Origin of the sequence: Pseudomonas orientalis (assembly GCF_001439815.1) — a bacterium.
Classification (GTDB): domain Bacteria; phylum Pseudomonadota; class Gammaproteobacteria; order Pseudomonadales; family Pseudomonadaceae; genus Aquipseudomonas; species Aquipseudomonas orientalis.
Genome location: NZ_JYLM01000003.1, coordinates 343,478 through 369,428, shown reverse-complemented (window position 1 = coordinate 369,428; position 25,951 = coordinate 343,478). Strand labels below are relative to the sequence as shown.

Sequence of the window (25,951 nt, the reverse complement as noted above, 5' to 3'; positions counted from 1 at the left end):
GGATAATTCTCTATCTGGCGGACGGTGGCCGGCATTGCAGCCGCGACACGCAAAAGCCGTTATCATAGCCGCCTCTTTGCCTGCCTTGCCATGGACACCATGACCGAGAACGACTATCTGACCGCTTGGGGCCTTTACGCCTTCGCCGCTTTGGGCTGCCTGTTGGTGTGGTGGCGCATGACCCGCTGGATCTGGCGCTGGCTGCGCGAGCCGTTGCAGTTACTGATGGCAGTGCTGTTGCTCAGCCCCACCATCGTCGACCCGATCAAGACCCAGTTCGCGCCGGCCGTGGCGATCACCGCCCTGGACCTGCTGCTCAAGGTCGGCAATAACGCCTGGCGCGCCATCTCCGACCTGTTCATGTACACGATGATCGTGTTTGCGCTGTACGTCGTGTTCGTGCTGATCCGCTGGCCCATCGAGCGCGCCGCCAAGGCCCGTCGCGAACGCAAGGCGGCCACGGATGCCGCGCTGGCCGCCGAGCCGGAAGAAGACGAACCGTTCCGTCGCCCGGCCCTTGCCCCCGGCATGCGGGTCGAACCGCGCCTTTAACGTTGTCCGCCCTGCAGCGAGAGCCCCGGCATGTGTGAATTATTGGGCATGAGTGCCAACGTCCCCACCGATATCGTGTTCAGCTTCACCGGGCTGATGCAGCGAGGCGGGCGAACCGGCCCGCACCGCGACGGTTGGGGCATCGCCTTCTACGAAGGCCGCGGCCTGCGGCTGTTCCAGGACCCGGCCGCGAGCAGCGAGTCGGAAGTCGCCTTGCTGGTGCAGCGCTATCCCATCAAGAGCGAAGTGGTGATCGGCCATATCCGCCAGGCCAACGTGGGCAAGGTGAGCCTGGCCAATACCCACCCATTCGTGCGCGAACTGTGGGGGCGCAACTGGTGTTTTGCGCACAACGGTCAACTGGCGGATTTCAACCCTCGCGCCACCTTCTACCGACCGGTCGGCGACACCGACAGCGAAGCGGCATTCTGCGACCTGCTCAACCGCGTGCGCGAAGCCTTTCCGGAACCGGTGGGCATTGAGCAGATGTTGCCGGACCTGATCGCCGCCTGCGCCGAATATCGCAGCAAAGGCGTGTTCAACTGCCTGCTCAGCGATGGAGACTGGCTGTTTTGCTACTGCTCGACCAAGCTGGCGCAGATTACCCGACGGGCGCCGTTTGGCCCGGCGCGCTTGAAAGATGTCGACGTGATCGTGGATTTTCAGGCCGAAACCACCCCCAATGACGTGGTGACGGTGATCGCCACCGAGCCGCTGACCGACAATGAAAACTGGACCCGCTACGAACCGGGCCAATGGAGCCTGTGGCGACGCGGTGAATGCGTCAGCCAGGGCGTTACCGAATAAGGAATCGACCATGTTGCTCAGCTATCTGCGGTTGGTGCTGTTTGCCATAGGCTTGTTGGTCGGCGTGCAAGTGCCGGGGTTTATCAACGATTACGCCAAGCGCGTCGAAGCCCACCTGATCGAGGCTCAGACGGGCCTGAGCGGGTTCGAGTCCACCGCGCGGCAGTTCTTCAACGGTGACATGCAAGCCCTGGTGGCGCATTACCGTGCCAGTGACGACCCGGTGTTCCAGAGCGACGCCAGCAGCCTGGGCGCGATGCTCGACCGTCAGTTGGCGTTGGATAAGCAGTTCCAGGCCATGCAGGGGCCCTGGTACATCCGCGCCCTGCAAGTGGCGGTGGCCGCCGACCCGGATATCCGCCTGGAAACCTGGAATGGCTACAGCTACCAGATCCTGCTGACGCCCGAGGCCATGGGCTGGGGCCTGGGCGGGGCGATGCTGCTGTCGTTCGGTATCGAGTGCCTGTATCGCCTGATCGACTGGGTGGTGCTGGGCGGTCGGCGCCTGCGCCAGAGCCGGCCGATTGAAGAACGGGATCTGAAGGGGCTCTAAGTCCTGATACACATCCAATGTGGGAGGGGGCTTGCCCCCGATAGCGGTGGGTCAGCTGAAAAGTTGCTGACTGACACTCTGCTATCGGGGGCAAGCCCCCTCCCACATTTGAATCCGGTTTAACTCAGTACCATCCGCTCTTTACCGACCTCCTCGGCATAGCGGGCGACGACTTTCTGGCACAACCCCACCATCTCCTCCACCAGCTCCACCCCCACGCGCCACGACACCACCACCTGCAGGTTCGGCAGTTGCTGCGCCATCGGCAGCATCACCAGTTCTCCCCGTGCCAGCTCTTCGCTGACCAGCACCGGCGGCAGCGCGCCAATGCCAAAACCATCGCGCAGTAAACGGGTGATGGCTGATACCGAGTTGACGCAGTTCATGCGCGGGGCGGCGACGCCATTGGCCTGCATCAAACTCAACACATCCTGATGGGGGCAGGAGTTTTTCGAGTAGGTGATGATGCGTTCCTGGGCCAGTTCGGCGAGGGAGGCGTAGTCGCGGTTATAGATCGACTGGCTGGCGACGATCCAGGCCATGGGGTGGCTGCCCAGCTCCAGGCTGCGCACGCTTTCAAAGCGCAGCAGGTCGGTTTGCAGGATCAGGTCCAGGAAGCCTTTTTGCAGCTGATCGCTGAGGTTCAGCGCGGTATCGGCGACCAGTTCGATTTCCACCCGCGGAAACAGGTTCATCAACTCAGCGACCAACGGGCTGAGCCAGGTGTGGATCACGGTGTCCATCGCGCCGATCCGAATCCGTCCGACCTTGCTGCTGGTGGTTTCCAGGGACTGCTTCAAGCCCTGCAGGGTCACCATCATCTGCTCGGCATAATCGAGCACCTTCAAGCCTTCCGGGGTCAGGCTCACGCCCCGCGAGTCGCGCAGGAACAGCTTGACTCCCAATTCGCTCTCCAGCACCGCAATGCGGCTGGAGATCGACGCCTGGGTGGTGAACAGCTTTTCGGCGGTCAGGCGGAAACTCTTGAGCCTGGCCACCCAGACGAAGGTTTCGAGGAACTTCAAATTCATGGGATCAACTTTTTCTTATGCATGGATCGGTTTTTATTAGTTGGACGCCGCAGCGTGCCGGCGCCAAAAATCGAGGCGTTCCACGATAAGCGTCGTTGGGTTCGAGGACAACATCGTTGCGAGATGTTGGTAAAAGATCCCACACTACAAAAAAACAAAGCCTACAGGAGCGACCCCGTGAGCCGCCTGCTATTGAATTGCGACATCGGCGAAAGCTTTGGCAACTGGACCCTGGGTCTGGATGCCGAAGTCATGCCGTTCATCGACTGCGCCAACGTGGCGTGCGGCTTCCATGCCGGCGACCCGAGCATCATGCGCAAGACCGTCAGCCTGGCGCTCAAGCACGGCGTGCAAGTGGGCGCACACCCGGCCTATCAGGACCTGCAAGGCTTCGGCCGTCGCTCCATGCAGTACACGCCCCAGGAGATCCAGGACCTGTTGCACTACCAGATCGGTGCGCTGGAGGGCATCTGCCGCGCACAAGGCGGTCGCGTCAGTTACGTGAAACCCCATGGCGCGATGTACAACGACATGATGGCCAACCCCGCACAGCTGCGTGCGGTGATCCAGGCCGTGGCCGCTTACGGCGACCTGCCGCTGATGTTGCTGGCCACGCGAGATAACAGCGCGGCCCAGGCCCTGGGCGATGAGTACGGCGTGACCCTGTGGTTCGAAGCCTTTGCCGACCGCGCCTATGACAGCCAGGGCCATCTGGTGTCGCGTCAATTGCCGGGCGCGGTGCATCATGATGCCGACACCATCGTCCAACAGGCCCTGACCCTTTCCCGTGGCGAGGCCCTGACTGCCAGCGACGGCAGCCCTCTGGTCCTTAAGGCCAATACGCTGTGCGTACACGGTGATAACGCCAGCTCCATGGCCGCCGTGCAGCGTATCCGCGAGGCGTTGAAGCCAGCATGAAGCCACGGATTGAAGTGGTGGCCATCGACTGCCTGATGGTGCGGCTGTTCGATACGATTGCCGAAGCCAACATGCCCTGGATGCTCGCCGCCAGCCAGCGTCTGCGCAGCGGGTTCGGCAGCGCGCTGGTGGACCTGGTGCCGTCCTACACCACCTTGATGGTGCATTACGATCTCACCGTTATGGCTCCGGTCCAGGCACGGGCGTTGATCGACCAGGCCCTGACCGACCTGCAGCCCCAGGCCCAGGGCGGCGGCCGCTGTCATGTGCTGCCGGTGTGGTATGACCCGAGCGTCGGGCCGGAGCTGGGCGTGCTGGCGCAGCGCAGCGGGCTGGCGGTCGCTGAGGTGATCCGTCGCCACAGCGCCCATCTGTATCAAGTGTTCGCCCTGGGTTTCGCCCCCGGTTTTGCCTTTATGGGGCTGGTGGACGAAATTCTCGCCACGCCGCGTCTCAACACTCCGCGCAAACGCGTGGCGGCGGGCAGCGTGGGTATCGCCGAGCGGCAAACCGCCGCCTATCCGGTGGTGTCCCCCGGTGGCTGGAACCTGATCGGGCGCACCCCGGCCACACTGTTCGACCGCGAGCGCGACGGCTACAGCCTGATGCAGCCCGGCGACACCGTGCGTTTCGAAGCGGTCGACCACGCTGAGTTCGTCAACCTGGGGGGCGATGACACGCCTCTGGAGGCGCACGCATGAGCCGCTTGATCATCGAGGCCAGCACACCGCTGTGCCTGTTGCAGGATGCCGGGCGTTTTGGCGTACGCCATCTGGGCGTAACCCAGGGCGGGGCGCTGGACTGGGTGTCGATGTCATGGGCCAACTGGCTGCTGGACAATGCCCTCGATGCGCCGGTGGTGGAAATCACCCTGGGTGGTTTCACCGTGCAGGCCGAGGACTATTGCCTGCTGGCCCTGGCCGGTGCGGACCTGGGCGCCTTCATTGATGAACGCGCGATCAGCCCAGGGCGCAGTTTTATCCTGCAAAAAGGCCAGCGTTTGCGCTTTACCCAGCCGTTCAGTGGCGCGCGGGCTTACCTGGCGGCGCCGGGCGGGTTTGATGCGCCGGACGTGCTGGGCAGTTGTGCGACGGTGGTGCGTGAGGAACTGGGCGGCGTGGACGGTTTGGGCAAGGCGCTGGCCGAAGGCGGGCGCCTGGTTTATTCCGGTACCGGCGGAGCGATGAAAGTGCTGGCCGACCCGGATTTGCCCTGCGCTGCATCACTGGACGTGATTATCGGCGCACAGATCGGCCGGTTCAGCGGCCAGAGCCTGTTCGATGCGTTCAATACCGAATGGGCCCTCGACAGCCGCGCCGATCGCATGGGCATGCGCTTGCTGGGCACGCCGCTGCAGTATCAGGGACCGTCATTGATCTCCGAAGGCATTCCCTTGGGCGCAATCCAGGTGCCGCCGGACGGGCAGCCGATTGTGTTGCTCAATGATCGGCAGACTATTGGCGGTTATCCCCGGTTGGGCGCGTTGACGCCGTTATCGCTGGCGCGGTTGGCGCAGTGTTTGCCCGGGGAGAAAGTAAGGTTGGCGCCCATGGTGCAGGAGACGGCACATCGGCAGCATGTCAACTATTTGCAGCGGCTGAGCACTGGCTGATAAACACAGAGGTCCAAATGTGGGAGGGGGCTTGCCCCCGATAGCGGTGTGTCAGTCAACACATCTGTGACTGAACCACTGCTATCGGGGGCAAGCCCCCTCCCACATTGGATAGGTGTTGGATGAGGCATGTGGGCTATTTGGACAGGAAGCGGATGCCTTCCTCAAGCCCGCGCAACGTCAGCGGGTACATCTGATCCTCCACCAACTCGCGCACAATCCCCGTCGACGCCGTATACCCCCAAGTATCCTTCGGATACGGGTTTATCCAGATCAGTTTCTTGTACTTGGCCATGAACCGCTGCATCCATACATACCCAGGCTCTTCGTTCCAGTGCTCGACGCTGCCGCCGGCCTGGGTGATCTCGTAGGGCGCCATGGACGCGTCGCCGATAAAGATCACTTTGTAATCGGCGCCGTACTTGTGCAGCAAGTCCTGGGTGGAGGTGCGCTCCGAGGTGCGGCGCTGGTTGTTCTTCCACACCGACTCGTACACAAAGTTATGGAAGTAGAAGTACTCCAGATGCTTGAACTCGGTCTTGCACGCCGAGAACAGCTCTTCGCAGATCTTCACGTGTGCGTCCATCGAGCCACCGATGTCGAACAGCAGCAACAGCTTGATGGTGTTGCGCCGTTCCGGACGCATCTGGATGTTCAGCAGCCCGGCGTCGCGGGCGGTGTGGTCGATGGTGCCGTCGATGTCCAGCTCTTCCGCCGCGCCCTGGCGGGCAAACTTGCGCAGGCGGCGCAGGGCGATCTTGATATTGCGCGTGCCCAGTTCAACCTGATCATCGAGGTTCTTGTACTCGCGCTGGTCCCAGACTTTCACCGCCTTGCCCTGGCGCTTGCCGGCATCGCCGACGCGGATGCCTTCGGGGTTGTAGCCGCCCGAACCAAAAGGACTGGTGCCGCCGGTGCCGATCCACTTGTTGCCGCCGGCGTGGCGTTCCTTCTGTTCTTCCAGGCGTTTCTTGAATTCTTCGATCAGCTTGTCGAGGCCGCCGAGGGACTGGATCTGCGCGCGTTCCTCGTCGCTCAGCGAGCGTTCGAACTCCTTGCGCAGCCAGTCTTCGGGGATCAGCGCCTGCAAGTGGTCATCGAGTTTTTCCAGGCCGTTGAAGTAGGCACCGAAGGCCCGGTCGAACTTGTCGAAGTGCCGTTCATCCTTGACCAGGATCGCCCGCGCCAGATAGTAGAACTCGTCCATGTCGGCGAAGGTCACGCGCTGTTTCAGGGCGTTGATCAGGTCCAGTAGCTCACGCACCGACACCGGCACCTTGGCGGCACGCATTTCATTGAACAGGTTGAGCAGCATCAGCGGTTACCGCGGCGGCTCATGAACGCCAGACGCTCCAGCAACTGCACGTCCTGCTCGTTCTTCACCAAGGCGCCGGCCAGCGGCGGGATAGCCTTGGTGGGGTCACGCTCGCGCAGCACGGCTTCGCCGATATTGTCGGCCATCAGCAGCTTGAGCCAATCGACCAGTTCGGACGTGGAAGGTTTTTTCTTCAGGCCCGGCACCTTGCGCACGTCAAAGAACACATCCAGCGCTTCGCTGACCAGGTCTTTCTTGATGTCGGGGTAATGCACGTCCACGATCTTTTGCAGGGTAGTGCGGTCGGGGAAGGCGATGTAGTGGAAGAAGCAGCGGCGCAGGAAGGCGTCCGGCAGCTCTTTCTCGTTGTTGGAGGTAATGATGATGATCGGGCGTTTTTTCGCCTTGATGGTCTCGTCGATTTCGTAGACATAGAACTCCATCTTGTCCAGTTCCTGCAACAGGTCGTTGGGGAACTCGATGTCGGCCTTGTCGATTTCATCGATCAGCAGGATCACCCGCTCTTCGGACTCGAAAGCCTCCCAGAGCTTGCCCTTTTTCAGGTAGTTGCGCACGTCATGCACTTTGTCCACACCCAGCTGCGAGTCGCGCAGGCGGCTGACCGCGTCGTACTCGTAGAGGCCCTGGTGGGCCTTGGTGGTGGACTTGATATGCCAGGTGATCAATTTGGCGCCGAAGGACTCGGCCAGTTGCTCGGCAAGCATGGTCTTGCCGGTGCCCGGTTCGCCCTTGACCAGCAGCGGCCGCTCCAGGGTGATGGCGGCGTTGACGGCCAGTTTCAGGTCATCGGTAGCCACATAGGCCTGGGTGCCTTCGAACTTCATTGGTCATTCCTCGAATTCATCAATGCCCGACTATACCGCGCAGCCCCGGCGACTGTGAACGCAGACGGGGCATTCAGTCTCTGAATGGGCGGTCACGTTTATTCCGGGTCAATGCAGTCAATGTGGGAGGGGGCTTGCCCCCGATAGCGGTGGATCAGGTATAGATATTTAACCTGACACACCGCCATCGGGAGCAAGCCCCCTCCCACATTTTTAGTCGGCGCTGGGCTTGGGTTGTTCATAGCGGGCATTGAAGGCCTGGATAAACCCATTGCGCAGAATCGCAATAACCGCTGAAAACGCACTGACATTCTGCTGATGCACGCTGCCGCTCAGCTCCACGCGGGTCGCGAACTGGTTCTTGCGCTGGTTCTTCAACACCGTCTCGCTGGCGCCGACCACGGCCTCCCAGATCGAGCGGAAGATGTTCTTGTCTTTGTTTTCCACGTCCTGCTGCCAGTCGAATACCTCGACATCGCGCAACAGCGGCTTGATATAGCCGCTCAGCTGGCCTTTTTCCGCCTGGGCTTCGACCACCACATCGCCAGTGCCGGCCTTGAAGTCGAACTTGCCGTAGGCCGAGGCGAAGTCATTCATGCGCTTGAGTTGCAGGTCGCGGGCGCGGAAGCGGAACTCGAACTCTTCGAAATCACTCAGCGGGTCAAAGGTGGCACTGGCTTCCAGTGGCGCCTGGCCCTGAAGCAGCGCCTTGCCCTCGAAGCGCGCGTCGCGCTTGCCCTGGACGTCCACCACGTTGGTCAGGTTGTAGAGACTGGCGTTGACCCCGGTGGCGTTGATATTCACTTCAGGCTTGGAGCTGAAGTTATGGAAGGCGATCTTGCCGTCTTCGATGCGCACTTCGTTGAGGGTGATCGGCAGCAGCTTGCTCAGTTGTTCCTGCCAGTCGGTGCCTTTACCGGTCTGGGACGCCTGCTTGTTGGCGCCGCCGTCGACGAAGTTGATTTCCGGCCGTACGAAATGCCCTTCGGCCACGACGGCATGGTCGTACCACAGTGAATGCCAACTCACCGCGAACTCGATCAGCGGCGCCTTGACGAACGGCACCGGCACCTTGCCGTCCACCTTGACGATCTGCAGGCCGTTGATCCGGTAGGCGCCGCGCCACAAGGCCAGGTCCACATCGGCAATTTCGCCACGGTAATCGCCCATGTCGGCGAGCTTTTCATTCAGGTAATTGCGCACCAGGTAAGGCAGCGCGATGTGTACGGCAACCAGGACCAGCACCAGCCCGGCGACGGTCCAGAGCGGCCAACTGTAGCGACGTTTCATGGGGCAGTTCTCCTTGCTCGTAGGAGATTGACTGTTGCAAGCGGCGCAACGTTCCTCCGACTGGACGCCCAGTGGCACGAGGCATACCCTTGGGGCCTTTCCGACATTGCCAAACAGGACCCGTCATGAGCCGCATCTTTGCAGACAACGCGCACTCCATCGGTAATACGCCCCTGGTGCAGATCAACCGCATCGCTCCGCGCGGGGTCACCATCCTGGCCAAGATCGAAGGGCGTAACCCAGGTTACTCGGTGAAGTGCCGCATTGGCGCCAACATGATCTGGGACGCGGAAAGCAGCGGCAAGCTCAAGCCGGGCATGACCATTGTCGAACCCACCTCCGGCAACACCGGGATCGGCCTGGCGTTCGTGGCGGCGGCACGCGGCTACAAACTGCTGCTGACCATGCCCGCGTCCATGAGCATCGAACGCCGTAAAGTGCTCAAGGCTCTCGGCGCCGAGCTGGTGCTGACTGAACCTGCCAAGGGCATGAAAGGCGCCATCGAGAAAGCGGGCGAAATCGTCGCCGGCGACCCGAGCACCTATTTCATGCCGGCCCAGTTCGAAAACCCGGCCAACCCTGCCATCCATGAGAAAACCACCGGCCCGGAAATCTGGAACGACACCGATGGCGCTGTGGACGTGCTGGTGGCGGGCGTGGGCACCGGCGGCACGATCACCGGTGTGTCGCGTTATATCAAGCACACCGCAGGCAAGCCGATCCTGTCGGTGGCGGTGGAACCGGCCGCATCGCCGGTGATCACCCAGGCCCTGGCCGGCGAAGAGATCAAGCCCAGCCCGCACAAGATCCAGGGCATTGGCGCCGGTTTCGTGCCGAAGAATCTCGACCTGTCGATGGTCGACCGCGTGGAGCTGGTCACCGACGACGAATCCAAGGCCATGGCCCGGCGCTTGATGCAGGAAGAAGGCATCTTGTGCGGCATCTCCTGCGGCGCCGCCATGGCCGTGGCGGTGCGCCTGGCCGAAAAACCGGAGATGCAGGGCAAGACCATCGTGGTAATCCTGCCGGACTCGGGCGAGCGCTACCTGTCGAGCATGCTGTTCAGCGATTTGTTCACCGAGCAGGAAAACCAGGCTTGAATCGGCTGTAGGAGCGAGCTTGCTCGCGAAGAACGTCAACGATAACGCGGGTTTACTGATTCAACGTGGCGCTCTCAGGTTTTTCGCGAGCAAGCTCGCTCCTACAGGGGAAGGCGTGTTGATCCAGATCAGCCGGTCGGCATGGGCCTTCTGCATAATGCGCCAAGTGTTTATCATGGCCGGCTGTTACGTCTGGTTTCCCGTCGACGGAAGTTTGCTGGCCAGGCGCTTATTTCCAGGAGTTGCTGCATGACCTTTTCTTTGGCCGCCAAACTGTCGGTGTTGCTGCTGTTTATCGGCAGTACGCTGTATGTGCACCTGCGCGGCAAGGCCCGTTTGCCGATGCTGCGTCAGTTCGTCAACCATTCGGCGCTGTTCGCCCCGTATAACGCCCTGATGTACCTGTTTTCCGCGGTGCCGTCCAAGCCCTACCTGGACCGCAGCAAGTTCCCGGAGCTGGACGTACTCAAGGACAACTGGGAAGTGATCCGCGAAGAGGCCATGCACCTGTTCGACGAGGGCTACATTCGCGCCGCCGAAAAGAACAACGATGCCGGTTTCGGTTCGTTCTTCAAGAAGGGCTGGAAGCGCTTTTATCTCAAGTGGTACGACAAACCGCTGCCATCGGCCGAGGCCCTGTGCCCGAAAACCGTGGCGCTGGTCAGCAGCATCCCCAACGTCAAGGGCGCGATGTTCGCGCTGTTGCCGGGCGGCAGCCACCTGAACCCGCACCGCGATCCGTTCGCCGGGTCCCTGCGCTATCACCTGGGGCTGTCCACGCCGAACTCCGACGACTGCCGCATCTTTGTCGACGGCCAGGTGTATGCCTGGCGCGACGGCGAAGACGTGATGTTCGACGAAACCTACGTGCACTGGGTGAAGAACGAGACTGACAAGACCCGGGTGATCCTGTTCTGTGACATTGAACGGCCGTTGAGCAATCGCCTGATGACCGGCATCAACCGTTGGGTCAGCAAGCAACTGGGCCGCGCGACCGCACCGCAGAACCTGGATGACGAGCGCGTAGGCGGGATCAACCAGGCGTATGCCTGGAGCAAGACCTTCAGCGACAGGTTCAGCGGCCAGGTCAAGCAGTGGAAGCGCAAGCATCCCAAGGCCTACCGGATTGCACGGCCGGTGTTGGCGGTGGTTGTGCTGGTGCTGCTGTGGAAGTGGCTGTTCGGCTGAGCCTGTCTTTGCCTTGAAATGCAGTCAATGTGGGAGGGGGCTTGCCCCCGATAGCGGTGGATCAGGCAAAGATGTTTAACCTGACACACCGCCATCGGGGGCAAGCCCCCTCCACATTTGATCTCCAGCGATCTTTAGCTGGCGATCAGTTGGCGCAATACATAGTGCAGAATCCCCCCCGCCTTGAAGTATTCCACTTCATTAAGCGTATCAATCCGGCACAGCACCTCAACCTTCTCGCTGCTGCCATCCTCCCGAGTAATCACCAACGTCAGGTTCATCCGCGGCTCGATCTCGGCATCCGTCAGCCCGAGAATATCGATCTTTTCCTTGCCGGTAAGCTTGAGCGCCTTGCGGTTCTGGTCCAGTTTGAACTGCAGCGGCAGCACGCCCATGCCCACCAGGTTGGAGCGGTGGATACGTTCGAAGCTCTCGGCGATCACCGCCTTGACCCCCAGCAGGTTAGTGCCCTTGGCCGCCCAGTCGCGGCTCGAACCGGTGCCGTACTCCTGGCCGGCGATCACCACCAGCGGCGTGCCCGATGCCTGGTACTTCATGGCGGCATCGTAGATCGCCATTTTCTCGCCGGTGGGGATATACAACGTGTTGCCGCCTTCTTCGCCGCCGAGCATTTCATTGCGGATACGGATATTGGCAAAGGTGCCGCGCATCATCACTTCATGGTTGCCCCGGCGTGAGCCGTAGGAGTTGAAGTCCCGTGGTTCCACGCCTTGTTCGCGCAGGTAACGGCCGGCGGGGCTGTCGGTCTTGATGTTGCCGGCGGGGGAGATGTGGTCGGTGGTCACCGAGTCGCCGAGCAGGGCCAGCACCTTGGCGCCCTTGACGTCCTTGATCACCGGCAGCGGGCCGGCAATATCGTCGAAGAACGGTGGGTGCTGGATATACGTGGAATCCTGCTGCCACACGTAGGTCGCCGCCTGGGGCACTTCGATCGCTTGCCACTGTTCGTCGCCGGCAAACACTTCGGCGTATTCCTTGTGGAACATGCCCGTGGTGACCTGGGCCACCGCGTCGGCGATTTCCTGGCTGCTGGGCCAGATGTCCCTGAGGTACACCGGGTTGCCGTGCTGGTCGTTACCCAGCGGTTCGCTGCTGATATCGATACGCACCGTACCGGCCAGCGCGTAGGCCACCACCAGGGGCGGCGAGGCCAGCCAGTTGGTTTTCACCAGCGGGTGCACACGGCCTTCGAAGTTGCGGTTGCCGGACAGCACCGAGGCGACGGTGAGGTCGGCTTTCTGGATGGCTTTCTCAATCGGCTCGGGCAGCGGCCCGGAGTTGCCGATGCAGGTGGTGCAGCCGTAGCCCACCAGATCGAAGCCGAGTGCGTCCAGATACTGAGTGAGGCCGGCCGCGTTGTAGTAGTCGGTGACCACTTTCGAGCCTGGCGCCAGGGAGCTCTTGACCCATGGTTTGCGCGTCAGGCCTTTTTCCACTGCCTTCTTCGCCAACAGCCCGGCCGCCATCATCACGCTGGGGTTGGAGGTATTGGTGCAGGAGGTAATGGCGGCGATCACCACCGCACCGTTTTTCAGGCGATAGGTGTTGCCTTCATATTCGTAATCGGCTTCGCCCACCAGGTCGGCATTGCCTACGGCGACGCCACCACCGCCTTCGCTTTCCAGGCGGCCTTCTTCCTTGCTGGTGGGTTTGAATTGCAGGTCGAGGAAATCACTGAACGCCTGGCCCACATTGGGCAGGGCGACGCGGTCCTGTGGGCGTTTCGGCCCGGCGAGGCTGGCTTCGACGCTGCCCATGTCCAGGGCCAGGGTGTCGGTGAAGATCGGCTCCTGGCCGGCGTTGCGCCACAGGCCCTGGGCCTTGGTGTAGGCCTCGACCAGCTTGACGGTTTCAACCGGGCGACCGGACAGGCGCAGGTAGTCCAGCGTCACCTCGTCGACCGGGAAAAAGCCGCAGGTGGCGCCGTATTCCGGTGCCATGTTGGCGATCGTGGCGCGGTCGGCCAGGGGCAGGTCGGCCAGGCCGTCGCCGTAGAACTCGACGAACTTACCCACCACGCCTTTTTTGCGCAGCATCTGGGTCACGGTCAGCACCAGGTCGGTGGCGGTAATGCCTTCTTTCAATTTGCCGGTGAGCTTGAAGCCGATCACTTCCGGAATCAGCATCGACACCGGCTGACCGAGCATCGCCGCTTCCGCTTCGATCCCGCCCACTCCCCAGCCGAGCACGCCGAGACCGTTGATCATGGTGGTGTGGGAATCGGTGCCGACCAGGGTGTCGGGGAAGGCGTAGGTACGGCCGTCTTCCTCCTTGGTCCACACGGTGCGGCCCAGGTACTCAAGGTTGACCTGATGGCAGATGCCGGTGCCCGGTGGCACCACGCTGAAGTTGTCAAAGGCGCTCTGGCCCCAGCGCAGGAAGGCGTAGCGTTCGCCGTTGCGCTGCATTTCGATGTCGACGTTCTGCTCGAAGGCATCGGCGTTGCCGAATTTGTCGACCATCACCGAGTGGTCGATCACCAGGTCCACCGGCGACAGCGGGTTGATGCGCTGCGGATCGCCGCCGGCCTTGGCCACGGCGGCGCGCATGGCGGCCAGGTCGACCACGGCGGGCACGCCGGTGAAGTCCTGCATCAGCACGCGGGCGGGGCGGTATTGGATCTCGCGGTCGGACTGGCGTTCTTTGAGCCAGGCGGCGATGGCCTTCAGATCGGTGCCGGTGACGGTTTTGTTGTCCTCCCAGCGCAGCAGGTTTTCCAGCAGCACTTTGAGCGACATCGGCAGCTTGTCCAGGTCACCCAGGCTCTTGGCGGCTTCGGGCAGGCTGAAGTAGTGGTAGGTCTTGCTATCTATTTGCAGTGTCTTAAGGGTTCTCAGGCTATCAAGCGATGACATGACATGGCTCCTTATGGTCCGCACGGCTACGGACCTGACGGGACGAACAGAACTATCAAGGTAGCGCTGTTTTCATTAGCAGGCTAATAACTGGACTCTATGGCTGAGTCCAAGGTTCCGATCTCGGCTATCATGCGCGCGTTTTCATGACAGGTATTGCGATAGAGCAATCCAGTTGCCAGGAGATTCAATTGAACACCCTTTTTATGCACTGCCGCCCGGGTTTTGAAGGCGAAGTCTGTTCCGAGATCGCGGAACACGCCGCGCGCCTGAACGTGTCCGGCTACGCCAAGGCCAAGACCGGCAGCGCTTGCGCCGAATTTGTCTGCACTGAAGAAGACGGCGCGCAGCGCCTGATGCACGGCCAGCGCTTCGCCGAGCTGATCTTCCCGAGGCAATGGGCGCGCGGGGTGTTTATCGACCTGCCGGAAACCGACCGCATCAGCGTGATCCTCGCCCACCTGCGCCAATTCCCGGTGTGCGGCAGCCTGTGGCTGGAGATGGTCGATACCAACGATGGCAAGGAACTGTCGAACTTCTGCAAGAAATTCGAAGTGCACCTGCGCAAAGCCTTGCTTAACGCCGGCAAGCTGGTGGACGACCCGAGCAAGCCGCGCCTGCTGCTGACGTTCAAAAGCGGCCGCGAAGTGTTCATGGGCCTGGCCGAGTCGAACAACTCGGCAATGTGGCCCATGGGTATCCCGCGTTTGAAGTTCCCGCGTGACGCGCCCAGCCGCTCGACCTTGAAGCTGGAAGAGGCCTGGCACCACTTCATTCCCCGCGAACAGTGGGACGAACGCCTGCACGGCGACATGACCGGTGTCGACCTCGGCGCAGCCCCCGGCGGCTGGACCTGGCAACTGGTCAACCGCGGCATGCTGGTGACCGCCATCGACAACGGCCCCATGGCCGAAAGCCTGATGGACACCGGCCTGGTGCAGCACTTGATGGCCGACGGCTTCACCTTCGTGCCCAAGCAGCCGGTGGACTGGATGGTCTGCGACATCGTCGAGAAGCCCGCGCGCAACGCGGCGTTGCTGGAAACCTGGATCGGCGAGGGGTATTGCCGCGAGGCGGTGGTCAACTTGAAGTTGCCGATGAAGCAGCGTTATGCCGAAGTGAAGCGTTTGCTCGAGCGGATCGAAGAAGGCTTCAAGGCACGCGGTATTCGGGTGGAGATCGGTTGCAAGCAGCTGTACCACGATCGCGAGGAAGTGACGTGCCACCTGCGCCGTCTGGTGGACGTTAAGAAACCCAAGAGACACTGATACCCAATGTGGGCGCTGGCTTGCCTGCGATAGCGGTATAACTGTCGAAATTTATGTTGAATGTGCCCCCTTCATCGGGGGCAAGCCCCCTCCCACAGGAGATCGGGTTGGTTTTAGGAGTGAAGTATGAGTCTTGAATTGCCCGTCGACGGCACCCTCGACGCCACCGGCCTCAACTGCCCGGAGCCGGTAATGATGCTGCACCAGCACATCCGTGACCTGCCGCCGGGCGGTCTGCTCAAGGTGATCGCGACCGACCCGTCGACCCGCCGCGATATTCCCAAGTTCTGTGTGTTCCTCGACCATGAACTGGTGGATCAGCAGGAGCAGGCCGGCACATACCTGTACTGGATCCGCAAGAAAGCCGCCGAACCCTTGTAGGAGCGAGCTTGCTCGCGAAAAACGCCAACGATCACGCAGCGCTTCTGGTTTAACCCGGTGCTCTCAGGCTTTTCGCGAGCAAGCTCGCTCCTACACGACGCGCGTAAGCGCCTTGTCGGCATGGATACGCCGGCGCGCACTGCGCGCCAGGCGTACCAGCAGCATGCCGGCCGCGCAGCTCAGGCCTACGATCAGGCCCTGCCACAAGCCGCTTGGGCCGCTGGGTTCGCCCAGCCAGTCGGTCAGCCCCAGGGCGTAGCCCACCGGCAACCCCACGCCCCAGTAGGCGAGCAAGGTCAGCAGCATGGTCACCCGGGTGTCCTGGTAGCCGCGCAGCGCGCCGGCGGCGGTGACCTGGATCGAGTCGGAGAACTGGAACAGCGCCGAGAACACGATCAGCATCGACGCCAGGTGGATCACCACCGGGTCGGGGGTGTAGATCGCCGCGATCTGCTCGCGAAACACCAGCATCAGGCTGCAGGACAGGCAGGCATAGGCCAGCGCGGTGCCCATGCCGACGCCTGCGGCAAAGCGTGCTTCACGCGGTTCGCCACGGCCCAGGGCCTGGCCGACGCGCACGGTGACGGCCATGCTCAGGGAGTAAGGGATCATGAACACCAGCGAGCTGACGTTCAGCGCGATCTGATGGCCGGATACCACCGTGGCCCCCAGGCTGCCCAGCAGCAGGGCAATGACCGCGAAGATGCTCGATTCGGCAAAGATCGCCACGCCGATCGGCAGGCCGATCCCCAGTACGCGTTTGATCATCGTCCATTGCGGCCAGTCGAAGCGCTTGAACAATTCGCTGCTCTGATACGCCGGGCCCCAGCGCGTCCACCCGGCCAGGCCGAGCATCATCACCCACATCGCAATCGCCGTGGCCCAGCCGCACCCCACGCCGCCCATGGCCGGCAGGCCGAGATGGCCGTAGATGAAGATGTAGTTCAGCGGAATATTCAGCGCCAGGCCAGCCAGGCCCGTGACCATGCTCGGCCGCGTACGGCCCAGTCCGTCACTGAAGCAGCGGAACACGTAATACAGCGCAATGGCCGGCATCCCGGCCGCGATGCCATGCAGATAGCCCATGGACGGCTCGATCAGGTCGGGCTCGACCTTCATTGCGTGCAGTATCGGCTCGGCGCACAGCAGCAACAGCGCGCCGCAGAGGCCGACCACCACCGCCAGCCACAATGACTGACGCACCAAAGGCCCGATTTCGTTGAACTTGCCGGCACCGTAGCGCTGCGCGACTTTCGGCGTGGTAGCCAGCAGGGTGCCGGTCATCAGCAGGTACACCGGGATCCAGATCGAGTTACCCAGGCCAACCGCCGCCAGATCCTTTGGACTGACCCGCCCGGCCATCACCGCATCGACAAAACTCATCGCGGTGGTTGCCAGTTGTCCGATGATGATCGGCACGGCCAGCGTCAGCAGGCCGCGTACTTCCCGGCGGATGCGGGCGGGGCGGGTGAGGGGAGCGGTGGCAGTGTTCACGTACAGGTGTCCAATAAAAAAGGCAGTCGCAAGGACGGCGGATTCTACGCGTTGACGCAACGGTCAGGAAAAAACCTGTGTTGCTGATTTGTAATGCGACTACGCAGGCACCCCAGAACCCATGTGGGAGGGGGCTTGCCCCCGATAGCGGTGCATCAGCCATAGATGCATCGACTCACACAACACCACCGGGAGCAAGCCCCCTCCCACAGGCATCCCGGGTGTTACTTGAATCCCATGCCTGTACACTGCTGATCCGCCAAAGGAGCCTGCCATGCTGATTGTCGCCGACGAAAATATTCCGCTGCTCGATGCATTCTTCCAGGGATTTGGCGAGATACGCCGCGTGCCCGGCCGTTCGATTGATCGCGCCACGGTCGAGCAGGCCGATGTGCTGCTGGTGCGCTCGGTGACCAACGTCAACCGGGCGTTGATCGAGGGCACGAAGGTGGGTTTTGTCGGCACCTGTACCATCGGCACCGATCATCTGGACCTCGATTATTTCCGGCAGGCCGGTATCCAGTGGTCCAGCGCACCCGGCTGCAATGCACGGGGCGTGGTGGATTATGTGCTGGGCAGCTTGCAGACCCTGGCCGAAATCGAAGGGGCCGACCTCACCCGGCGCACCTATGGCATCGTGGGCGCCGGTGAGGTCGGCGGGCGGCTGGTCAAGGTGCTCAAGGGCCTGGGTTGGAACGTGCTGGTCTGTGACCCGCCACGGCAGATCGCCGAAGACGGCGATTACGTCAGCCTGCAACAGATCATCGAGCAGTGCGACGTGATCAGCCTGCACACGCCGCTGATCAAGTCCGGCAATGGCGCCACCTGGCATCTGTTTGATCGCCAGCGCCTGGAACACCTCAAGCCCGGCACCTGGCTGATCAACGCCAGTCGCGGCGCGGTGGTGGACAACGCCGCGCTGCGCCAAGTGTTGCTTGAGCGCGAAGACCTGCAAGCGGTGCTGGATGTGTGGGAAGGCGAGCCGCAGGTGGACGCCGACCTGGCTGACCTGTGCGTACTGGCCACCCCGCATATCGCTGGCTACAGCCTGGACGGCAAGCAGCGCGGCACTGCGCAGATCTATCAGGCGTTCTGTGCGCACCTGGGGCAGGCGCCGAGCATCCACTTGAGCGACCTGCTGCCGCAACCGTGGCTGGCAGAGGTGCATCTGAACGCGTCAACCGACCCGGCCTGGGCGCTGGCAACCTTGTGCCGCAGCGTGTACGACCCGCGCCGCGATGATGCGGATTTGCGTCGCAGCCTGGTGGGAACGCTGGACGAACAGCGCAAGGCCTTTGATTTACTGCGCAAGCACTACCCCGAGCGCCGCGAGATCGATGGCCTGAAAGTGCGCATTAACGGTGAGTCGGCCGTGTTGTCGAACATCGTGACCGCACTGGGCGCGGTCTGCGTTTAGACAGCCGATAAAAAACCCGGCCATCTGGGCCGGGTTTGAAAGAGCGTCGGCGGTTCAGCCTTGCTGTGCAGGCTTGACCAGGCGCTGTTCCAGTTCGCTGCACGCTTGCTGGATCATCTCTTCGGTAATCTGCACTTCGCGGCCCTTGGCATCGATGTACGAGCAAGGCAGCTCCTGCGGTTGGCGGATCACTTCAATCTTGGCATTGCTGCTGTTCTGCAAGGTCATGGCCTGTCTCCTCATCAGGTTGTGTACCTACTTTAATTCCCCCGCGTGACCGCGCTGTTACAACTCCATACACGCTCACCGGTTCGGACACCCAGTCCACCAGAAACCGGCACATATTTCCAGATCAGTCTTAGACCGATAGCCTCTAGCGGCACCTATCGGCGGGCATAATTAACCTGACTCATTGTTATTTGCGCAAGTTCCCCCAATGTTGATGGATAGACTCCGTCAGTGGTGAAGCCCTTATGTTCTCAACCCGTCAACGCCGCGCAATCCGCTTGGCCAGCCGCTTTATCGCGCCCTATCGCTGGCAGGCGCTCGGCGCCCTGTTGGCGCTGATCGTCACCGCCGGCATTACCTTGTCCATGGGGCAAGGCATACGCCTGCTGGTCGACCAGGGTTTCATGACCCAGTCACCGCACCTGCTCAACCAGTCCATCGGTCTGTTCATGGTCTTGGTACTGGGCCTGGCGGTGGGCACCTTCACGCGCTTTTACCTGGTGTCGTGGATCGGTGAGCGCGTGGTAGCGGACATTCGCCGGCAAGTGTTCAACCACCTGATCTACCTGCACCCCGGTTTCTACGAGAACAACCGCAGCTCGGAAATCCAGTCGCGCCTGACCACCGACACCACCTTGCTGCAATCGGTGATCGGCTCATCGCTGTCGCTGTTCCTGCGCAACGCCTTGATGGTCATTGGCGGTATCGTGCTGCTGTTCATCACCAACCCCAAGCTCACCAGCATTGTCGTGGTGGCGTTGCCGCTGGTGCTGGCGCCGATCCTCATCTTCGGCCGGCGTGTGCGCAGCCTGTCGCGGCTGAGCCAGGACCGCATCGCCGATGTCGGCAGCTATGTGTCCGAGACCCTGGGCCAGATCAAGACCGTGCAGGCCTATAACCATCAGGTGCAGGACGAACAGCGTTTCGCCCTGACCGTGGAAGAGGCGTTCGCCACCGCGCGCAAACGCATCCTGCAGCGGTCCTGGCTGATTACCCTGGTGATCATGCTGGTGCTCGGTGCGGTGGGCGTGATGTTGTGGGTCGGCGGCATGGACGTGATCAGCGGGCGCATCTCCGGCGGTGAGCTGGCGGCGTTCGTGTTCTACAGCCTGATCGTCGGCAGCGCCGTCGGCACTTTGAGTGAAGTGCTTGGCGAGTTGCAGCGGGCCGCCGGTGCGGCAGAGCGGATCGGCGAACTGTTGCAGTCGAACAACGACATCCAGGCGCCGGCCAGCGGCGGCATGCGCTTGCCGGCGCGTGTCAGCGGGCGCATGGAACTGCAGGACCTGCGCTTTTCCTACCCGTCGCGGCCAGACAGCTACGCCATCGATGGCCTGAACCTGACGATCAACCCCGGCGAAACCCTTGCGCTGGTGGGGCCTTCCGGGGCGGGCAAATCAACGATTTTCGACCTGTTGCTGCGTTTCTACGACCCCCAGCAAGGCCGCATCCTGCTTGAGGGCCAGCCGCTGACCGAACTCGACCCGCTGGACCTGCGCCGCCACTTCGCCCTGGTCTCCCAGAGCCCGGCGCTGTTTTTCGGCAGCGTCGAAGACAACATCCGCTACGGCAACCCCACGGCCACCCGCGAGCAGGTCGAAGCCGCTGCGCGCATCGCCCATGCCCATGACTTCATCCTGCAAATGCCCGACGGCTACCAGACCCACCTCGGCGACGGCGGCCTGGGCCTTTCCGGCGGCCAACGCCAACGCCTGGCCATCGCCCGTGCCTTGCTGGTGGATGCGCCGATCCTGCTGCTCGACGAAGCCACCAGCGCCCTCGATGCCCAGAGCGAACACCTGATCCAGCAAGCCCTGCCGCAATTGATGCAGGGCCGTACTACCCTGGTGATCGCCCATCGCCTGGCCACGGTGAAAAACGCTGATCGGATAGCAGTGATGGACCAAGGCAAGCTGGTGGCGGTGGGCACGCATCAACAGTTGATTGCGAGCAATCCGTTGTATGCGCGGTTGGCGGCGTTGCAGTTCAGCGATGGCGAGCAGGTGGAATGAAGCTGCGGTGTGCCTGCGCCTTAGGGCATCATAGGGCCTTTCTATAAATGATCTGGATGAGGCTATGAGCCGTTATCAACCTCCGTTGACGCTGACGACAAAGATGTTGGCGCTGGTAGCCGACATCAGTGAGCAGATCGGCCAGCTCTCGGCCGGCGACGATAGCCGCCAGACGCCTCAGCTAAGGCGCGGTAATCGGATCCGCACCATTCAGGCTTCGCTCGCGATCGAGAACAATACCCTCAGTGTCGAGCAAGTCACCGCTGTGCTGGAGGGTAAGCGAGTCCTGGGCCTGCCACGGGAAATCCAGGAAGTGCGCAATGCGTTTGCAGCCTATGAGGCGATGCCGCACTGGACGCCGGGTGATCGTGCCGACCTGCTGAAGGCCCACGAATTGCTGATGTTCGGATTGATAGACGATGCCGGACGGTTTCGTCAGTCGGGGGTTGGTATTTATCGTGGCGAACAACTGGTCCATATGGCGCCGCCTGCGAGCCGCGTGGCGCAGCTGATCGATGATTTGCTGCAATGGCAGTCAGCTTCAGATTGGCATCCCTTGATTGCCAGTTGCGTATTCCATTACGAGTTCGAATTCATCCATCCATTTGCAGACGGTAACGGACGAATGGGGCGGCTCTGGCAGACGTTGATACTCAGCCAATGGCGCCCGGCGCTGGCTTATCTGCCAGTGGAGGCGGTCATTCGGGATCAGCAGGATGCCTACTATGCCGCGCTTTCGGCGTCGGATCAGCAGGCAGAAGCGACGCCGTTCGTTGAGTTCATGTTGCAAGCCTTGAGCCTGGCGTTGGCCGAGGCGGTGTAAACCCGGCTTCATAAAAAATGCCCGCATCTCACAATGCGGGCATTCCTCTTGAAGCTTCAAACTTGCCGCTTGAAGCTGCCCCTCTTACTGATCATCAAAATACCGCTCATGCCAATCCACCAACGGCTGCGGCGAATTGAGCTTCTGCCCGTAGATCACCGAATAAGACAGCACGTTCTGCACATACTGGCGGGTTTCGTCGAACGGGATGCTTTCCACCCACACGTCGAAACTCAGGTGATCGGCACCGCGCAGCCATTGACGCACGCGGCCGGGGCCGGCGTTGTAGGCGGCGGAGGCGAGCACACGGTTGCCGTTGAACTGGCTGTGCACCTGGCTCAGGTAGGCGGCGCCGAGCTGGATGTTTTTGTCCGGGTCCAGTACCTGGGCCGGGGAGGCCAGGGGAATGCTGAACTTGCGCGCGGTTTCCTTGGCAGTACCGGGCATCAGTTGCATCAGGCCGCTGGCGCCGACGCCGGAGCGGGCATCGTCCATGAAGGCGCTTTCCTGACGGGTAATCGCGAACACCCAGCTCGAGTGCAGGCCGCGCACCTTGGCTTCGCGTACCAGGGTGTCGCGGTGGGCCATCGGGAAGCGGATGTCCAGGTCGTCCCAATATTGCGCCTGGCTGATCGTGCGGATCGCCGGGAAGTACCACTTCATGTCGTAGGCCAGCTTCGCCTGTGCGACCATTTCATCACGGTTGAAGTGACGGCTGACGTGGTACCACTCGCGGCGGCCATCGACGATCTGGCCACGGGCATAGAACTCCAGGGCACGGCGCACGCCTGGGGTATTGCGCACTTTATTGACCAGCGCCTGGCTCATCACCAGCGGCTTGTTGTTCAACTGGTAAGGAGTCTTGGAGCGGTCGGCGGCGAGGAAGCCGTAGAAGTCGCGTTCCTTGGCCACGTTTTTATACAGCACCAGCGCCTGCGGGTTTTTCGGCTCGGCCAGCTCCAGGCTGCGCGCCTGCCAGTAGCGCCAGCGGTTGGTGGTGGCCAGGTCCTGCGGCAGCTTGCGGGTCAACTGGTAGGCATCTTCCCAGCGCGCCAGGCGCAACAGCAGGCGCAGGCGCCATTCGGACACGGTGTTGTCACGCAACTCCGGGTCGTATTGGGTCATGACGTCCAAAGCACGAGGGTCGTAGCGACGGGCGAGCGTCAGGCCGATTTCCCGGGCGATCGAGACTTTTTCGTCGCGGGAGAAGTGCATGCTGCTGGCGTAGCCGTCGAGCAGGGCCATGGCCTTGTCCGGATCCTGGCGAGCCAGTCGGCGCAGGCCCAGGCCTACGGCGTCGGACATGGCCTCGGTGGCCGGCAGGAAGCGCGACGGGTCGCCCAGCATGTCGGGCTTTTGCGCCACGTCGATCATCAGGCGGCCCTGGGCGCCGAGCGTCGGCAGGGTTTTCACCAGGCTGTTGGCCAGTGCGTAGTTGCGCGCTTCGGCGGCAAGCTTGGTGCGGTCCCAGATTTTCTGTTCGGTCAACTGACCGTCAGATGCCCACTGGCCAAAGGTCACATCACAGGCGGCCGGTTGGGATTTGCCGGTCATCCACAGTTTTTCGGCGGTCTTGTAGCCTTCGGCCTTGAGGTTGTGGGTCAGTTGGTACTGGCCGTGCAGGCAGTCCAGTTCGACGAAATTGAGCTTGGTGTCGTAGTACTTTTCAAAGGTCTGCCAGTCACCCCGCTCGGCCAGCCAGCGCAACCAGCGCAGCTTCATCCAGTTGGCCTGGGGCAGGTCGCCGTTTTTGGCGAGGAACTGTTCGATTTCCTGGTTGCTCGCGCTTTTAAGGCGCGCGGTCAGTTCGTCATACGCCAGGTACGGCGTCAGCGGGTAGTCGGCCAGGGCCTGGCTGTATTGCATGTACGGGCCACTGTCACCCTTGGCCAGGGCGCGCTTGGCTTCATCGTAATATTGACGTTGGGTGGCGAGGTCCACGGCCTGGGCGGATTGAACGGCGGTGGCGGAAAGAAGCAGGCAGGATAAAAAGTTGAAAAGGCGACTGCGCATGAGACGTCCGTGCAGAGAAATCACGACTAGCACCGGCATCGCCGACACTGATTGCCCCTAGCTTAGCCTTTTGCCAGCGGCCGGCGAAAGCTTTGCCGGCCGGTTGGTTCAAGTTCGCGGCAAATGTCTGGCAGAACGTGTCGCCAGCGAAAATGCAGGCCGCATCCCACCCTCAACTCAGGTAGAATGCGCGCCCAGTTTTTGGAGAAGCGTATGACCCTGCTCAAATTCAGCGATGTGTCCCTTGCTTTCGGCGCTATGCCGTTGTTGGACAAGGTGTCCTGGCAGATCGCCCGTGGTGAGCGGGTGTGCATCATCGGGCGCAACGGTACCGGTAAATCCAGCATGATGAAGCTGGTAAAAGGCGACCAGAAGCCCGATGAAGGCTCTGTCTGGCGCGCTCCGGGCCTCAAGATTGGCGAATTGCCGCAGGAATTGCCGGTAGCCGACGAGCGGACAGTGTTCGACGTGGTTGCCGAAGGCCTGGACGGCGTTGGCGAATTGCTTGCGCAGTACCATCACCTGGCGCAGAACTGCGTCACCGAAGCTGACCTGGACAAGCTGATGCACGTCCAGCAAGACCTCGAAGCCCGCGATGGCTGGCGCTTGCAGCAACTGGTCGACAGCACCCTGAGCCGCCTGCAACTGCCGGCCGACAAGACCCTCGCCCAGTTGTCCGGCGGCTGGCGTCGTCGCGTGCTGCTGGCCCAGGCCCTGGTGTCCGAGCCGGATCTGTTGCTGCTCGACGAGCCGACCAACCACCTGGATATCGGCGCGATTGCCTGGCTGGAAGAAGCCCTCAAGGATTTCCAGGGCGCCGTGCTGTTCATCACGCACGACCGTTCCTTCCTGCAAAACCTGGCCACCCGCATCCTCGAACTGGACCGTGGCGGTTTAATCGACTGGAACGGCGACTACGCCAGCTTCCTGGTGCACAAGGAAGCCGCACTCTCGGCTGAAGAGACCGCCAACGCCCTGTTCGACAAGAAACTGGCCCAGGAAGAAGTCTGGATCCGACAGGGCATCAAGGCCCGCCGCACCCGTAACGAAGGCCGCGTGCGTGCGTTGAAAGCGCTGCGGGTTGAGCGCAGCGAACGCCGCGAGCGCACCGGCAAGGCCAATATCCAGCTCGATACCGCCGACAAGTCGGGCAAACAGGTGATGGTGCTGGAGAACGTCAGCTTCCATCATCCGGAGGGTCCGTTCCTGATCAAGGACTTCTCCATGGTCCTGGCGCGCGGCGACCGTATCGGCCTGCTGGGCGCCAACGGCACCGGCAAGACCACCTTGCTCAAGCTGATGCTCGGCGGCCTGCAGCCGACCAGCGGCACGGTGGAGGAGGGCACGCGGATCGATGTGGCCTACTTCGACCAGTTGCGCCACCAGTTGGACCTGGAAAAAACCGTGATCGACAACGTCGCCGAAGGTCGCGACTTTATCGACATCGACGGCCAGAGCCGCCACGTCCTCAGCTACCTGGGCGACTTCCTGTTCAGCCCGCAACGCGCACGTACTCCGGTCAAGGCCTTGTCCGGTGGCGAGCGCGCGCGCCTGCTGCTGGCCAAGCTGTTCAGCAAACCGGCGAACCTGCTGGTGCTCGACGAACCGACCAACGACCTCGACGTGGAAACCCTCGAGCTGCTGGAAGAGGTCTTGCTGACCTTCAACGGCACCGTGCTGATGGTCAGCCACGACCGGGCATTCCTCGATAACGTGGTCACCAGCACCCTGGTCTTCGAAGGTGAGGGCAAGGTGCGCGAGTACGTCGGTGGTTATCAGGACTGGCTGCGCCAGGGCGGTTCGCCGCGTCTGTTGGGCGTGACCGAGAGCAAGTCCGGCAAGGCCGACCTGACCTCAGCGGTCGTGGCGCCTGTGGCCGCCGCTGCTCCTGCCCCGGAAGCGGCGCCAACGTCCAAGAAGAAGCTCAGCTACAAGCTGCAGCGTGAGCTGGAAGCCTTGCCGGGTGATATCGACGCCAAGGAACAGCAGATCGCCGCAGTAGAGGCAGAGATGGCTGACGCCGGTTTCTATCAGCGCCCGGCGGCGGAAACCGCCAAGGTCATCGCCTCCCTGGAGACGTTGAACCAGGAGCTGGAAGCGTTGGTTGAGCGTTGGGCTGAGCTGGATGCCTGAATGATCGGCCCGCAATGAAAAAAGCCCGGCGCTGTTCTATGAGCGCCGGGCTTTTTCATATGAAATGCGGTTCAAATGTGGGAGGGGGCTTGCCC

21 protein-coding genes and 1 pseudogene are annotated in these 25,951 nt (G+C 62.0%); 14 read left to right on the top strand and 8 right to left on the bottom strand.

Annotated features, from left to right (window positions below):
• Positions 1–24 precede the first annotated feature (24 nt).
• From TU82_RS09810 to TU82_RS09800, 3 genes are read left to right on the top strand one after another with little or no spacing between them, the layout of a single operon-like run.
• Complete coding sequence (locus TU82_RS09810; RefSeq protein WP_057723009.1) at positions 25–552, top strand: hypothetical protein; 528 nt, start codon at positions 25–27, stop codon at positions 550–552.
• Between the two features lie 30 nt (positions 553–582).
• Positions 583–1,359, top strand: a complete 777-nt coding sequence (locus tag TU82_RS09805) for a class II glutamine amidotransferase (RefSeq protein ID WP_057723008.1) — start codon at positions 583–585, stop codon at positions 1,357–1,359.
• A 10-nt stretch (positions 1,360–1,369) separates the two neighbouring features.
• Positions 1,370–1,912: a DUF2937 family protein gene (locus TU82_RS09800; protein WP_057723007.1), complete on the top strand. Its 543-nt coding sequence runs from the start codon at positions 1,370–1,372 to the stop codon at positions 1,910–1,912.
• A 119-nt stretch (positions 1,913–2,031) separates the two neighbouring features.
• Here the strand turns inward: TU82_RS09800 and TU82_RS09795 are convergent, their stop codons facing one another.
• On the bottom strand, positions 2,032–2,943 hold the full coding sequence (locus TU82_RS09795) for a LysR family transcriptional regulator (RefSeq protein WP_057723006.1): 912 nt from the start codon (positions 2,941–2,943) through the stop codon (positions 2,032–2,034).
• 177 nt (positions 2,944–3,120) lie between these two features.
• Here TU82_RS09795 and TU82_RS09790 point away from each other — a divergent pair, with 177 nt between their 5' ends.
• The 3 genes from TU82_RS09790 to TU82_RS09780 are packed head-to-tail and all read left to right on the top strand — an operon-like array spanning position 3,121 to position 5,473.
• Positions 3,121–3,861: a 5-oxoprolinase subunit PxpA gene (locus TU82_RS09790; RefSeq protein ID WP_057723005.1), complete on the top strand. Its 741-nt coding sequence runs from the start codon at positions 3,121–3,123 to the stop codon at positions 3,859–3,861.
• The gene (gene pxpB, locus TU82_RS09785; RefSeq protein WP_057723004.1) at positions 3,858–4,562 is read left to right on the top strand and encodes a 5-oxoprolinase subunit PxpB; all 705 of its coding nucleotides are present in this window, start codon (positions 3,858–3,860) and stop codon (positions 4,560–4,562) included. The genes TU82_RS09790 and pxpB overlap by 4 nt, the downstream gene beginning before the upstream one ends.
• Positions 4,559–5,473, top strand: coding sequence for a 5-oxoprolinase subunit C family protein (locus TU82_RS09780; RefSeq protein WP_057723003.1), 915 nt, complete (start codon positions 4,559–4,561; stop codon positions 5,471–5,473). The genes pxpB and TU82_RS09780 overlap by 4 nt, the downstream gene beginning before the upstream one ends.
• A 136-nt stretch (positions 5,474–5,609) precedes the next feature.
• Here TU82_RS09780 and TU82_RS09775 read toward each other — a convergent pair whose 3' ends face one another.
• The 3 genes from TU82_RS09775 to TU82_RS09765 all read right to left on the bottom strand — a co-directional run bounded on the left by TU82_RS09775 (position 5,610) and on the right by TU82_RS09765 (position 8,923).
• On the bottom strand, positions 5,610–6,788 hold the full coding sequence (locus TU82_RS09775) for a vWA domain-containing protein (protein ID WP_057723002.1): 1,179 nt from the start codon (positions 6,786–6,788) through the stop codon (positions 5,610–5,612).
• Positions 6,788–7,633, bottom strand: a complete 846-nt coding sequence (locus tag TU82_RS09770; RefSeq protein ID WP_003210690.1) for an AAA family ATPase — start codon at positions 7,631–7,633, stop codon at positions 6,788–6,790. Before TU82_RS09770 ends, TU82_RS09775 begins: the two co-directional genes overlap by 1 nt.
• A gap of 213 nt (positions 7,634–7,846) precedes the next feature.
• Positions 7,847–8,923, bottom strand: a complete 1,077-nt coding sequence (locus TU82_RS09765) for a DUF748 domain-containing protein (protein WP_057723001.1) — start codon at positions 8,921–8,923, stop codon at positions 7,847–7,849.
• Positions 8,924–9,048: 125 nt separating this feature from the next.
• On the opposite strand from TU82_RS09765, the gene cysK reads away from it, so the two are divergent.
• Complete coding sequence (gene cysK, locus TU82_RS09760; protein WP_057723000.1) at positions 9,049–10,023, top strand: cysteine synthase A; 975 nt, start codon at positions 9,049–9,051, stop codon at positions 10,021–10,023.
• Between the two features lie 249 nt (positions 10,024–10,272).
• Positions 10,273–11,211 (top strand): aspartyl/asparaginyl beta-hydroxylase domain-containing protein, encoded by a 939-nt coding sequence (locus tag TU82_RS09750; RefSeq protein WP_057722998.1) that lies wholly within the window; start codon positions 10,273–10,275, stop codon positions 11,209–11,211.
• 134 nt (positions 11,212–11,345) lie between these two features.
• Here the strand turns inward: TU82_RS09750 and acnA are convergent, their stop codons facing one another.
• The gene (acnA, locus tag TU82_RS09745) at positions 11,346–14,087 is read right to left on the bottom strand and encodes an aconitate hydratase AcnA (RefSeq protein ID WP_057722997.1); all 2,742 of its coding nucleotides are present in this window, start codon (positions 14,085–14,087) and stop codon (positions 11,346–11,348) included.
• A gap of 191 nt (positions 14,088–14,278) precedes the next feature.
• Between acnA and rlmM the strand changes: the two genes are divergently transcribed.
• Together rlmM and tusA are read left to right on the top strand one after the other, a co-directional pair.
• Positions 14,279–15,355 (top strand): 23S rRNA (cytidine(2498)-2'-O)-methyltransferase RlmM, encoded by a 1,077-nt coding sequence (gene rlmM, locus TU82_RS09740; protein WP_057722996.1) that lies wholly within the window; start codon positions 14,279–14,281, stop codon positions 15,353–15,355.
• Between the two features lie 126 nt (positions 15,356–15,481).
• Positions 15,482–15,736 (top strand): sulfurtransferase TusA, encoded by a 255-nt coding sequence (gene tusA / locus TU82_RS09735; protein WP_057722995.1) that lies wholly within the window; start codon positions 15,482–15,484, stop codon positions 15,734–15,736.
• A gap of 90 nt (positions 15,737–15,826) precedes the next feature.
• Here tusA and TU82_RS09730 read toward each other — a convergent pair whose 3' ends face one another.
• Positions 15,827–17,230 carry an MATE family efflux transporter gene (locus tag TU82_RS09730; RefSeq protein WP_057722994.1) on the bottom strand — a complete coding sequence of 468 codons (1,404 nt, stop codon included), beginning with the start codon at positions 17,228–17,230 and terminating at the stop codon, positions 15,827–15,829.
• Between the two features lie 274 nt (positions 17,231–17,504).
• Here TU82_RS09730 and pdxB point away from each other — a divergent pair, with 274 nt between their 5' ends.
• The gene (gene pdxB, locus TU82_RS09725) at positions 17,505–18,647 is read left to right on the top strand and encodes a 4-phosphoerythronate dehydrogenase PdxB (protein WP_057722993.1); all 1,143 of its coding nucleotides are present in this window, start codon (positions 17,505–17,507) and stop codon (positions 18,645–18,647) included.
• Between the two features lie 54 nt (positions 18,648–18,701).
• On the opposite strand, the gene TU82_RS28890 is transcribed toward pdxB, so the two are convergent.
• Complete coding sequence (locus TU82_RS28890) at positions 18,702–18,875, bottom strand: PA1571 family protein (RefSeq protein WP_057722992.1); 174 nt, start codon at positions 18,873–18,875, stop codon at positions 18,702–18,704.
• A 245-nt stretch (positions 18,876–19,120) separates the two neighbouring features.
• On the opposite strand from TU82_RS28890, the gene TU82_RS09715 reads away from it, so the two are divergent.
• Together TU82_RS09715 and TU82_RS09710 are read left to right on the top strand one after the other, a co-directional pair.
• A complete protein-coding gene (locus TU82_RS09715) occupies positions 19,121–20,887 on the top strand; it encodes an ABC transporter transmembrane domain-containing protein (protein ID WP_057722991.1) in 1,767 nt (588 codons plus the stop codon).
• A 64-nt stretch (positions 20,888–20,951) separates the two neighbouring features.
• Positions 20,952–21,707, top strand: a pseudogene (locus tag TU82_RS09710) (Fic family protein); the annotation flags it as partial.
• An 87-nt stretch (positions 21,708–21,794) separates the two neighbouring features.
• Here the strand turns inward: TU82_RS09710 and TU82_RS09705 are convergent.
• Positions 21,795–23,723, bottom strand: a complete 1,929-nt coding sequence (locus tag TU82_RS09705) for a transglycosylase SLT domain-containing protein (RefSeq protein WP_057722989.1) — start codon at positions 23,721–23,723, stop codon at positions 21,795–21,797.
• Positions 23,724–23,936: 213 nt separating this feature from the next.
• Between TU82_RS09705 and TU82_RS09700 the strand changes: the two genes are divergently transcribed.
• Entirely contained in the window at positions 23,937–25,856 is a 1,920-nt protein-coding gene (locus TU82_RS09700) for an ATP-binding cassette domain-containing protein (protein ID WP_057722988.1), read from the top strand.
• Positions 25,857–25,951 lie beyond the last annotated feature (95 nt).